The organism is Bacillus sp. F9_6S_D1_P_5, assembly GCF_054823925.1.
This window is the reverse complement of the sequence record NZ_JBTREW010000016.1, coordinates 91122-104626: the sequence shown is the minus strand read 5'-3', so window position 1 is coordinate 104626 and position 13505 is coordinate 91122. Positions and strand designations below refer to the sequence as shown.

Sequence of the window (13505 nt, the reverse complement as noted above, 5' to 3'; positions counted from 1 at the left end):
GGTCTTCATTTATGGAGAAAATGATGACAAATTGGTAGAGGAGTGGACGAATATGTTTACATTAAGTCAAGACAAATTAGTTTCGTTAGGCGCGTCGATAACAACGGCGGAAATAAGACGGCAGCCTGATTTATGGGCTGAAACCTTTGCTTTATATAAGGAGAAAAGCGAGGTAATTGATGAGTTTTTGCAAAAAATAGTAACGAAACACAACCGGGTTCGGGTTATTTTTACAGGCGCTGGAACGTCTGCTTATGTTGGTGATACAGTCACCCCTTATCTAATAGAAAAAGTAGATGAACAACAGTGGGAAGTACTAAGTATTCCGACCACTACGTTAGTTTCAAATCCTTATCAATTTTTCAAAAAGGATTTTCCGACCTTACTTGTTTCATTTGCTAGAAGCGGAAATAGTCCGGAAAGTGTTGCTGCTGTACAATTAGCTGAGCAAATAGTAACCGATTTGTATCAAATAACGATTACTTGTGCGAAAGATGGGAAATTAGCTAAAAGGGCCGTGAATAATGAAAAAAATTTATTACTATTGATGCCTGAAAAATCAAATGATCAAGGTTTTGCAATGACAGGAAGTTATACTTGCATGGCGTTAACGGCATTACTTGTTTTTGATTCTATATCAATAGAAGAAAAATCGAATATAGTGAAAAAAATCCATCAAATGGGTGAAAGTGTCATTCAAAGAGAAGACGTTATCCAAAGGATAGTAGATTTTGATTTTGACCGAATTATTTACTTAGGTTCCGGTAGTTTAGAAGGTTTAGCAAAAGAATCACAATTAAAAATATTAGAACTGACAGCTGGAAAAATTGTTACCGCATTTGATTCACCGCTTGGCTTCCGGCACGGTCCAAAATCATTTGTAAACGAAAAATCATTGGTTTTTGTGTTTGTTTCTAACCATCCGTATACACGTCAATATGATTTAGATATGTTAAAAGAAATGCAGCAAGACAACATCGCCAGTTATATTTGTGCCATCGAGGTTGATGGAGAAACTAATTATGCTGGGAACAGATTTGTATTCGGCAGCGAGGCTCAGTCTGTACCAGATGCATACTTAGCATTACCTTTTGTCATGATTGGGCAGACTGTCTCACTGTTAGCTTCAGTAAAAGTAGGCAATACACCGGATACGCCTTCATCGACAGGAACAGTAAACCGTGTCGTTAAAGGGGTTACCATCTACGAATATGAGTAACTAGGATAGGGGAAACATACATGTCTATTTTTATTTTTGCAGATAAGTTTTTTCTTGAAGAGATGGTCACAGGTCCTGGATTTTTAGAAATAAAAGACGGAAAATTCGGTGTTTTTTTGGAAGCTAGGCCAGAGGAAACGGCAGAAATTATTGAGTATAGAGGACATTGGATTGCTCCGGGCTTAGTAGACACACATATTCATGGATTTAGAAATCACGACATTATGGACAATAATTTTGGAGGACTGAACGAAATTTCGGTAGGACTCCTTTCATGCGGCGTTACATCTTTTTTACCGACAACTTTAACATCCTCAATAGAATCGTTAAATAACATCGTTGAAATGATTGGTGCCAATTATAAGAAAGTACAAGGTGCAAAAATTAAAGGTATTTTTTTAGAAGGACCATTTTTTACTGAAAAGCATAAAGGAGCACAGAACACGAAATATTTTTGTGACCCATCAGTTGAAATGTTGAAAGTTTGGCAGGAATTATCAAATAATGCTATTAAAAAAATTGCGATTGCACCTGAAAGGAAAGGGGCAGCGGAATGTATTGAATATGCTGTAGGAGAAGGGATTGCAGTAGCGTTGGCCCACAGTGATGCAACTTATGAAGAAGCAAAGCAAGCGGTTGAAAAAGGAGCTTCAATTTTTATTCATACTTTCAATGGAATGAGTCCATTGCATCATCGTGAGCCAGGGATGGTCGGAGCGGCCATGAATTTAAAAGATGTTTTTGCCGAAATCATATGTGATGGACATCATGTACATCCCGTTGCATCAAATATTTTAATGAATATCCGCGGTAGAGAAAAGGTTGTTATGGTGTCTGATTGTATGATGGCTGGAGGTATGCCTGAAGGAATGTATCAGTTGGGAGAATTTCCTGTGAAAGTAAAAGATGGGATGACTCGTTTGGAAAACGGAAGTTTAGCAGGAAGCATTTTGCAATTAAAAGATGCTGTCAAAAATGTCGTCGAGTGGGGAATTGCCACACCTGAGGAAGCGATTTACATGGCGAGCATGGCACCAGCTAAAAGTATGCAACTGGATGGCGAATGTGGGAAGATTGCTGAGGGATATGATGCTGACTTTATTGTGATGACACCAGAGATGGATGTAACTGCTACCTATCTTGACGGTGTATGCCGTTTTCAAGCTTAAACAAATTTCTGAAAGAGGGATTACCAATGATACTATCTGTCACCATGAATCCATCGGTCGATATTTCCTATCCGATTCATGAATTAAAGTTAGATGTTGTTAACCGTGTGGAAGCCGTTCATAAAACTGCTGGTGGAAAAGGCTTGAATGTTGCGCGAGTGATCGCTCAATTGGAAGAAGGTGTCCTAGCGACAGGTGTGCTTGGTGGTACGATTGGGGAATACATTATTCAAGAATTAAATAAAGTCAATATCCCAAATGACTTTTTGAAAATCAAAAAAGAATCAAGAAATTGTATCGCCATTCTTCATGAAGGGATGCAAACAGAGATTTTAGAATCTGGGCCAACATTATCCAAAGAAGAAGGTGTTAGTTTTTTAGAGAAATTTGAATTTCTACTTACAACAGCTTCACTTGTGACAATTTCGGGCAGTTTGCCGAAAGGATTACCGACTAACTATTATTATCAAATGTTAGAAATCTGTCATGAAAATGGAATTCCAGTAATTATGGATTCGTCAGGGGAATCTTTGAAACAAGTGATGCTTCATAAAGAAAAACCATTCGCCATCAAACCGAATACAGCGGAATTATCACAGCTGTTGGGCATTGATATGGAAGCGGGAATTATAGAACTAAAGCAAGCATTAAACCATGAATTATTTACTGGAATTGAGTGGATTATCGTGTCGATGGGTAGTGAAGGTGCATTTGTTAAGCATAGCGAGGACTATTATAGAGTTATGGTCCCAAAAATAGAAGTGGTCAATCCTGTAGGGGCTGGTGATGCAACAGTTGCAGGATTAGCTGTGGCACTACATCAACATCAAACAGTCGAGACTGTTCTTAAAACGGCGATGACTACAGGAATGTTAAATACGATGGAAGCTGAAACTGGTTATATTAATGTGAATAAGTTTAAACAATACTTTGATCTCGTTAAAGTTGAAAAAATAGATTGATAGAGGAGAATGTTGATGTTAGAACTAACCAAAAATAAATTGGAAGCTCTAAAACGTTTATCTGCAGAAAATGGAATAATTGGTGCATTGGCTATTGACCAGCGTGGATCATTGAAAAAAATGATTGCGTCTGGCGGTGTAAATCAAGTTGGAGATGAGGGCATTACCCGTTTTAAAGAAGTAGTTTCTGAGGAATTAACACCATTTACAACAGCGATTCTTTTGGACCCGGAATACGGTTTGCCAGCGGCTAAAGTCCGAGATAAAGAATCAGGCTTAATCGTAGCGTATGAAAAAACTGGATACGATACGTCAGAAGTAGGACGGTTGCCAGATTTATTACCAGAATGGTCAGTGAAACGATTAAAGGATGCAGGTACCGATGCAATTAAATTCTTACTCTACTATGATGTCGATGAAGATGAAAAAATTAATAACTATAAACATGTTTATATGGAACGTATCGGATCTGAGTGTGCAGCTGAAGACATACCATTTTTCTTAGAGATTGTTACCTATGATGCTGAAAGTGATGATGTGAAAAGTAAAGCATACGCAAAAATAAAACCTTATAAAGTGATTGAGTCCATGAAGGAGTTCTCAAAGCCACAATATAAAGTAGATGTATTAAAAGTAGAAGTTCCAGTAGATATGAACTATGTGGAAGGATATACAGAAGGTGAATTTGTTTACAGTAAAGAAAAAGCAGCTTCTTATTTCAAAGAACAAAGTGAAGCAACGAAGCTGCCATTTATTTTCCTTAGTGCAGGAGTAAGCGCAAAATTATTTCAAGAAACATTAAAATTTGCTAAAGAATCCGGTTCCACCTTTAATGGAGTATTATGTGGTCGGGCAACTTGGAAAGACGGTGTCATGCCGTTTGCTATAGGCGGTGAAAAAGTAGGTCGTCATTGGTTACAAGATATTGGTAAAAGGAATATTGAAGAATTGAATCTCGTGTTGAAAGAGACGGCTAATTCATGGTTTACTAAAGTGAAAGTAACAGCTGAGCTTCAAAGTTAGTAAAATATCTTTTCTTCCATGTTTAAATGGAATGAAGAAAAATGAGTAGACATTCGTCTGCTCATTTTTTCGTTGCGTCCAGTATGGCCACAAATGCTACGATGAAAGCGCAGAACAGTTAAGGGAGTTGTGATCATGACTAAAAAAGGGGGGAGCAACCTTTACGTATAAATAAACCGAATATTGTTAATTATTTTATAAATTTTAATGAAGAACACCCTTGAAAAGGTGATAACATTCTTATTTTGTAAGCGTTTTAAAAAGACAATATAACTAAAAAAAGAAACAATATCTTTATTGAGTGGGCACTTGAAAAAAACTATTCTAAACATAAGTGAAAGCGGTACCTTTCAGGTTTTGGTATATTTTTAAAAATGAATGTGCAGGTATTGTTTTTAACTAAAATTTAAATTTCAAAGGGGGAGAAGAATTGGAGAGTAAGCATTTCAAGAGAGTTTTTAATACCCTTCTTGCACTTGTGCTAATTGTGCCGACATTTTTAGTGAGCATGATTGTGCCATTACATGTAGGAGCAAATGTGTCTAATCCATGGGTCACAATTTCATCTGGAGGAAACGAAATTAATGCATTAATAGAACAAAATGGGAAGTCCTATGCAAGGCTTGGAGCAGGTGCTGGAAATGATAACGGGGCTAAAGCTGCAATTTTTCAAGAACAAAATAAAGTCGCTAAAGAAGCGGGAACGATGGCGTATACCTTTACTTCAGAAACCAAGGGCGAAGATACTAGATTTGGTTTCTATCCTCATTATATTGACAATAATAACTTCGTTTTTGTAGGCTACGATTCACTTGGATGGTTCTATGAATACAAATATCTAGGAAAAGGTGATTGGTTAAGAACAAGACCGAATGTTCCACTTCCAGAGGCTGGGACCGCGCATGCTATAAAAATCGATTATAACGGAACCACTATGAATATTACATTAGATGGAAAAGATTTATTTGGACCAGTTACTTTACCTAATGATGTAAATAATCTCTTTACAGGTAAGGAAGCAGTTAAACTTGGTGCTTTTGGAGATAAAAAAAGTCAAGTCCTCATTGAATTAGGAGATGCACCTGGGGATGGAGGTACGGATCCAGGAGATGAAAAACTTGTCGACATTACGGATAATAAATTAGAAGAAGGCGACTTAAAAATTATCTCTGGCGACGGAAAAGTTACTTATAATCAAGATGGTTCAGCAACTTTCGGTGTTACATCTACCCAAAAAAATCGAATTGTCTACAACCAAATGAAAGGGATTAAAAATGGTGTTTTTGAAGCGGATATTACTACTAATACTGATAAGATGAATCGTTTTGGATTCATTTATCGTGTTCAAAATGCATCTGCATACACATATGTAGGAACAGGGGATACGAACGATCAGTATTTTGGTGAAACATTTGGACCTATAAACAATTGGACGTCGATGACTTCAAACGTGCCGTTAAAAGCAAAACAAACATACCATTTACGTTTAGTATTCATGGACGATGTTGCGACGTTATACATTGATGATAAAAAGGTAGACTCTTGGACTTTAACTGGTGGTGTAGATCAAGCGGGGGGACTAGGGTTTGAAAAAAGCCGAGGTGCTGCTGATATTACGATTTCTAATATCAAAATTAAGGAATACAGTGCACCAAAACCTCCAGATACTCTACCAGTAGAAGATACATTAAAGTCAAAGTATATGGATGTCACTATTGACCAAGTATTCCCGCGGATTGTGAAATACAAAGTTGGCGATAAAGTAATGAATGGACAAGAATCACCTGTGTACGGATTGAAAGTAAATGGTTCCTTATACTATCCTAAAGTAAGCTTTGAAAAATTAAGCGATAGTGAAGCGCTATATACATTAAAAGTTGTGGATGAAATGAAAAACCTTGATGCTGCATTTAAGGTATCTTTGAAAGTGAATGATAATAAAGTTATTTATAGTTTCGATGAAATTAAAAATAATGGTAGTGCAAAAATTGAAACAGTTGAGTTTACTGATATGAACGTTATCTCAGTAAATTCGGAACAAAAAGGTGCAAAAGCTAAATTAACGAATATTAGTACGGATGTTAGGAAATCAGGTGATGTAGATGTAAGCGTAGATTCTTCTATGGGAGAAATAGGTACATCTACTAAAAATTATACAGTATTTTTGTCAACTGACGAATTGAGTGCAGGTGTATGGTCAAGTTCAGAAGTGGATGGCTATAAAAACTTAGTTGCAAATCGATATGTAAATAAAAATGGTGCTAAGGCAATGGGGATAGGTTCTAGTGCACTCTATTACCAAAGAGATTTTATGCCAGAGCCACAAAAAAATAAACCAACTATTAAAATAGCTATCGCTAAAGATTTGAATACTGATAATAAGACAGATTGGCAAGATGCGGCGATTGCATACCGTGATATTATGCAAGACATTAAAGGATATCAAGATGTAAACAATAATGTTGGAATGCGTATTGCAATGAATTTCGGATCACAAGCACAACAACCATTCTTAAAAACTGCAGATAATATTAAAAAGGTTGCCCTCGCTACAGATGAATTAGGGCAGGCTGTATTATTAAAAGGATATGCAAACGAAGGACATGACAGTGGTCATCCTGATTATGGTAATGTAGGTGAACGTATGGGTGGCGTTAAAGATTTGGATACGCTTATTAAAGAAGGGCGTAAGTATAATACCCAATTTGGTGTCCATATCAATGCGCAAGAAGTTTATCCTGAAGCGAAAGCTTTCAACAATGATTTTATTGATCGTCCAAATTCTTTAGGATGGGGATGGTTAGATCAGTCTTATACAATTAATAAATTAAAAGATTTGTATTCTGGAGCGCGTGCAAAAAGACTAGATGAATTGAAAGCTGCTGTTCCAAATCTCGACTTTATTTATTTAGATGTATGGTATCAAAATCAATGGGAATCAAATAGAATAGCAGATCAATTTAAAGATAGAGGCTGGAGGCTAACAACGGAATTTGGTGGTTCTATGGCCAATTATTCAACGTGGCAACACTGGGCTACCGATAAAAACTACGGTGGACCGGAAAGCAAAGGTATCAACTCAGAAGTACTACGCTTTATTAGCAATCACCAAAGAGATTCTTGGGTGTTGAATTGGCCTGAAGTAGGAGGAACTGCTGATCATCCGTTACTTGGTGGATTTGAATTAGCTGGTTTCGAAGGATGGCAATCTGATAAGAATTTTGATAATTTTATACGCATGACATTTGATACGAATTTACCTACTAAGTTCTTACAAAAATATTATGTAACGAATTGGACAGCGGTAGAAGGAGATAAAAGCAAGACGAACTTAGAAAAGGAAATAAAATTGAAAGACCCAAGTAATGGGGATGTTGTCGATGTAACGAGAAAAGACAATTCTAGGGAACGTGTTATTACACTGAATGGAAATGTTGTACTTGATGGATACACTTATTTAATTCCTTGGGTGAAACAAGATTTTAAAAATCCAACTTCTAATTCTGAAAAACTATATCACTGGAATTTGGAAGGTGGTACAACAACTTGGACACTTCCAAATGAATATAAAGATGCATCTAGTGTATATGTATACAAACTGACAGATCGTGGTAGAGCAGATATGAAAGAAGTCAAGGTCGTAAATAATAAGGTAACTTTGACAGCTAGTGCGGCAACTCCTTATGTTGTTGTACCAAAAAGAGATAAAGGTTTGGAAATTCTTGACTATGATTGGGGCAAAGGTGCACATATATATGACGCGGGATTCAATACAGGAAAAGTAAGTGCATATACAACTATTGAGGGAGATAACAAAGCTATAAGCGCCGTTAGAACGAATCAAACTGGAAGCAACCGCAATGTAAGTAGTGGAGATTACTACTTGAATATTGATAGTCCGTCAAAAGATACAACTGTTTCCCGTGTCCTTACTGGTTTAGAACCAGGTAAAGATTATGTAGCAGAGGTATATGTTGAAAATAATAGTGACGTAAAGGCCGGAATTACAGTAACAGGTGGGAAAGAAGACGTTAAAAATTACACACTGCGCAGCCTGCAAAAGAACTATGTTAAGGCAGATTCACATGCTTCAAATGATGGATACAATAGTAAAATGCAAATCATGCAAGTAAGCTTTACGGCTGTAACTAATAAAGCTAAATTAAATCTCAGCCGTGATGCTGGAAAAGGAAACACAAAATTTGATGATATTCGGATCGTTCAAAAGTCCTTAAAAAATTATGTCTCACCAACGGAATTTAAACAAGATTTTGAATCGGTAGTACAAGGTATTTACCCATTCGTTATCGGTAACACAGAAGGGGTAGAAGACAACAGAATTCATCTGTCTGAATTACATGCTCCATATACGCAAAAAGGGTGGGCAAGTAAAAAAGTAGTCGATGATGTATTAAGTGGGAATTGGTCTGTTAAAGTGAACACTGGAAATAAAGGTTTGCTGTACCGTACTATTCCTCAAAATTATCGTTTCGAACCTGGCGTAACTTATAAAGTATCATTTGACTATCAAACGACAGCAAATGCATTCCGCTTTATTTCAGGGGATCAAGAAATTGATGTTCGAGACATTGCGAGTGCAAAGGGATTGAGTGTGAATAACACTCTTACTGCATCTACTGATACAAAAACAGCACAGTTTACTGTGACAGGTTCTGAGAACGGCCAAACTTATGTTGGAATTTTCAGTGATGGAACGAATTTAAATGGGGATACTGGAGCAGGTACGTTTATTTTAGATAATTTACGTATTGAAAAGGTGACTTCAGGTGGAGGGACAGAGAGGTAAAAATCTCTAATAAGATAAAGGTAGTTTTATCGTTCGTGTAATATCGTGAATGAAAAGAGGTTGACCCAAAAGTAGCTAAGTAGCTATATGGGTTAGCCTCTTTTTGATATAAATATGTCATCACAACTAAATTATGGAAAGAAAGGAACGATACTCTTATGTTTATAGATTATAAAAAATAAGGTGTCTCCAAAAGATTATTTGTAATGACCCTTTGAGACAACCTTTTTCAAATAATAACAACTGATTCTATTTATTTGACACTACTTCAATAACTAGATTATCAAGCATAATATCTTTATAACCGTTAAAGTTAGCTTGTGAGCCTTTCACATCGTTAGTATTAGCTGCTTTATTAGTCGAATAAATCCCAAACCAGCTTTGCCCCGATCCATCTCCTGTTAAAGTAAAGGAATATGTGCCAGCTTTTGCATTCTTATCATTACTTGCGGTTGATTTTAATTCTTCCTTAGTTAATACTCCTTTTTCTTCAAATGGAGCATTACCTGACACTACTGCATATGTTCCATCACTACCTACTTCATAGTCAAAAGTAATTTTATACGTTACTCCTGGTTTAAATGTGAAGTTTTGAGGGATAGTTTGGTACACAAGAGTATCGCCTTCCGTTAATCCATTCGTTTTAAGTGACCATTTACCTGCGATAACATCATTTACTATTTTTTGATTCCAACCTCTTTGCGTATAGGGTGCATGTAATTCAGACAGGTGGGTTCTATTATCTTCTACGCCTTCAAGATTACCAATTACAAACGGATAGATGCCTTGTACTACATTTTCAAAGTCTTGTACGAATTTATTATCGCTTACTTGGTTTTCAGCATTACTTTCCACGATGCGAATATCATCAAAGTAACTTGCACCATTCCCAGCATCTCTAGATAAATCAACTGTTACATCGGATGTTTTTTTACCAGTTTCAAAAAATACATACATGTTTTGGAAGTAGCTTGTTCCATCTACAGTTGAAGTCATTTGACCATCAGCTTTTGCTTGCTCAGAGCCTAGTGTATTATGTGCGTATGCTCTTACATAGTTTTTAGCGATAGATTTACCAGTACTATTCGTATACTGTTTGTCGTTAGAAGTAATTGTGATGCTTGCTTGTGCTTCACTTCGGTTGTCTATACCAACATATGCAGCATACTTTGTATTAGGTTTTAGGTCTGTTAATTTTTGGGTAACATTTACTTTCTTTTTATTGTTGGAGATTGTTAGCATATTATTATTACCTTCACTCTTCGTAATCTGAACTGCTTTTGAGTCTCCTTTGATTTTCCAATCTTTTAGGGAATTGCTGTTAAATCCAGTATCTATAAGATGCATTCCTTCACTCCATTTAACATCTTTATTGGATTTTGGCCCTTTATAAATTACATATGCAGTAGATTTTTTTGCATCTAATGTGATTTTTCCATTTTCAATTTTAACATTTTTCATTTTCTCTTTACCTAATTCTGTTAACTCATATACTTTAACGGTACCTTGCCAACCAGTAGGGATAGTCCACGTTGTTTTTCCACCGTTTGTGTTCCAGTGATATAATTTTTCATTCTCTGTTGATAATTTTTTGCCATTTTGATCCCAAGACCATGGGAATAAATACTTTTCGTCACCAGGTTTACCTTCAAATATTTGTTTACCATTTAATGTCATAGTTCTCGTTCGATAGCCATCTTTATCATTTGCAAAATCATTTGATTTTCTTTCAATTGTAAGTGTATTTTCACTAGATTCGTCCTTTAATACTGTCTTCATACCTGGTACCCAGTTGTAAGTTTGTTGTTTATCATCTATCATTTCAACTGCTTTTCCATTTTCCCACTGTGTTACTTTATAATGTTGAATGAATTTGCTTGGAACATTCACCGCAAATAAGTTATCAATATACGCTTTGTAGTCACTTCTACCTTGCCAACCTTCAAAGTCTTTCATACTGTATCCACCTAATAATGGAGCATCTGCGTCGCCTCCATACTTAGGATAGTTGCCAATCCATGCATCTTTTTGATGGTTTTTAATGAAACGAGTGATGGTACTATTGATACCTTTTAGGGTATACCCGCCGTAAGTTAAATCGGCTGCCCAGTGTTGGAATGTGGAATCATACTCATTCGCATATCCCCACTCACTGCCTAAGCGCCAACCTAAACTATTTATTTCTTTACTTAATTGACGGCTCGGCCATGTACTATTATCACCTGACTGTCCATTACCCCAAACGTCTACGTAAATAAAATCTAATTCATTCTTCTTGCCACCAAGAGCATCATATAAATCTTTGAATCGTTGTGCTCTGCCATTTCTTAAATCATAATCAGCATTAATGTTTATTCCTTGATCAATCCAGTTCCAACCATACTTATAAGTTCCATCTGGATTTTTTAATAAACGATCTTCTTGGAAATATTTTGACTCTGGATACGTTTCACTTGCATTTACATGAACACCAAAAGTTGCCCCATATTCTTTCCCCCTTGCTAGCAATGTTTTCATATCCTTTGCACCGCCAATTCGGGTTCCGATGTCAGCATAATTTAAATGACCAGAATCATGCCCTTCACTACCGTAACCTTTCAGTAGAATAGATTGTCCTAGTCCATCAGTATTTAAATGAAATTTCTTCACTCCGTCTAAAGCCATTAAGAAAGGATTTTGGGCTTGACTGCCAAAGTTCATGTTAACACGGTAACCAACTAAGTCTGGAACTTTTTCCGCCCCTAGAGGTTCGTTCATAATTTTCCTATAAGCAATTGCTCCGTCTTGCCAGTTTATCTTCTTATCATCATTAGCGTCAGCGGTAATGATAACCTTCACAGACGGCATTTCATCTACCTTATTAACTGTCCCATCCTCTAGCTCTAGAGTGCCATCTTCTTTACGGTGTTCTTCTGACTTTTGATACGTCCAGAATGTACTACTTAGACCAATGTTTTTTTTACCCGCACTATTAGTCGTAGCATTTGCCGTAATTCTTTGAGCATCAGTCTTTGCAGCATAGGAATCTGGAGCTAATTTTTTTACTAAACTATTCTCCGTATTAGACCATATACTTGCACTTAATTCATCAGTAGAAAGAAAAGCATACATATATCCTTTTTGCTCTTCATCTTTCGTAATTAAATTTTCATCAACCTTTACCTGTCTGTCACCGTTAATACGTGTATTTGTTGACATCTGTACGCCGTCTAGCACTGCATCTTTTTGACTGTTATTTACGGAAATTAAATTATGATTTGGAATTTCAATAGTTTTTACGATTTTGTTGTCGACGATCTTTGTAATATTGAATTCTAATATATTCTCTTTAACAACGAACTCAGCAGTAATAACCGCAGAAATATTGTTATTAGTGTCTATTACAGTCATTTCATATACAACTTTATCTGATAAAACTTTTGTTTTTACTTTTGGTTTTACTGCTACGTCATTAATAAGGATTGTATCTAATGCCTCAGTCTGTCCGTAAAAAGTCTTTCCTGCTTCATTTCCAGATTTTAAATCGTATTGAATGACTCTTGGAAAATTCACATCAACAAGAACGTTCATTTGATTAGATGAAATAACCGCATTAGGACTTTGAGAAATAATTTGATTTTCAGCTTGTATAGTATCCGTGGTTCCCTCAGCTTGGATTAGGGAAGCGTTTGTAAAACAAGTAGAACCTACGACACAACCCGATACAAGTGTTGCGATCGTCCTCCTGAATTTCTTTTTTGATTTTTTCATGTGTACCCCCTCGGTTTCATTTTGGTACTTTTGACATTGATGGTTCTTTACAGGTATAGATTACTTTTTCTGAAACGCTTACACAAGAGAGATATTGCTCTGTTTTTTAGAAATATTGTTTTTTGTAATGTTGAAAATAAGATAAATAAAATAAGACGGCGGCGATACCGGAGTAAGTACATTTATTATTCAAATGGTGGCTTTAGGGGGAGAGACATAAAGGTAAAGAACAAGGTTCAAGATGAAGGTAGTTTTATAGGTAGTGTAATAATGTGATTGGAAGGTCTATCTAGGTGGAGATAAGCCTCATTGTTTTCATTAAATCTTTCTTCCAAAAATGTTACTTTTTATGTTTTTAGTGAGATGTTAAAAGTGAAAAGCAAGATGTATAAAAAATACGACAAGATGTTGATTGTAGAAGTGTTTCTATGTACGTATAATGTAACAAAATAGCTTGCTAAACGGGCGATTCAAGTATGCTAATAGCTTCTTTGGAGAAAGAAAAACGTATATTAGTATGGTGGTTATCCCATACGTCTGTTCATAAAATGATAAAAGGCACATAGAACTGGCAT

6 protein-coding genes are annotated in these 13505 nt (G+C 36.1%); 5 read left to right on the top strand and 1 reads right to left on the bottom strand.

Annotated features, from left to right (window positions below; all coding sequences use genetic code 11):
- The first annotated feature begins 52 nt into the window (after positions 1–52).
- From ACUXEY_RS19595 to ACUXEY_RS19575, 5 genes are all read left to right on the top strand, one after another.
- The gene (locus ACUXEY_RS19595; protein WP_461301382.1) at positions 53–1219 is read left to right on the top strand and encodes an SIS domain-containing protein; all 1167 of its coding nucleotides are present in this window, start codon (positions 53–55) and stop codon (positions 1217–1219) included.
- A 20-nt stretch (positions 1220–1239) separates the two neighbouring features.
- Positions 1240–2388: an N-acetylglucosamine-6-phosphate deacetylase gene (gene nagA, locus ACUXEY_RS19590; protein ID WP_461301381.1), complete on the top strand. Its 1149-nt coding sequence runs from the start codon at positions 1240–1242 to the stop codon at positions 2386–2388.
- Between the two features lie 26 nt (positions 2389–2414).
- The gene (gene lacC, locus ACUXEY_RS19585) at positions 2415–3350 is read left to right on the top strand and encodes a tagatose-6-phosphate kinase (RefSeq protein WP_461301380.1); all 936 of its coding nucleotides are present in this window, start codon (positions 2415–2417) and stop codon (positions 3348–3350) included.
- 15 nt (positions 3351–3365) lie between these two features.
- Positions 3366–4373, top strand: coding sequence for a tagatose-bisphosphate aldolase (lacD, locus tag ACUXEY_RS19580; protein WP_461301379.1), 1008 nt, complete (start codon positions 3366–3368; stop codon positions 4371–4373).
- Positions 4374–4803: 430 nt separating this feature from the next.
- Positions 4804–9180 (top strand): endo-alpha-N-acetylgalactosaminidase family protein, encoded by a 4377-nt coding sequence (locus ACUXEY_RS19575; protein WP_461301378.1) that lies wholly within the window; start codon positions 4804–4806, stop codon positions 9178–9180.
- A gap of 249 nt (positions 9181–9429) precedes the next feature.
- Here the strand turns inward: ACUXEY_RS19575 and ACUXEY_RS19570 are convergent, their stop codons facing one another.
- Positions 9430–12930 carry an endo-alpha-N-acetylgalactosaminidase family protein gene (locus tag ACUXEY_RS19570; protein ID WP_461301377.1) on the bottom strand — a complete coding sequence of 1167 codons (3501 nt, stop codon included), beginning with the start codon at positions 12928–12930 and terminating at the stop codon, positions 9430–9432.
- Positions 12931–13505 lie beyond the last annotated feature (575 nt).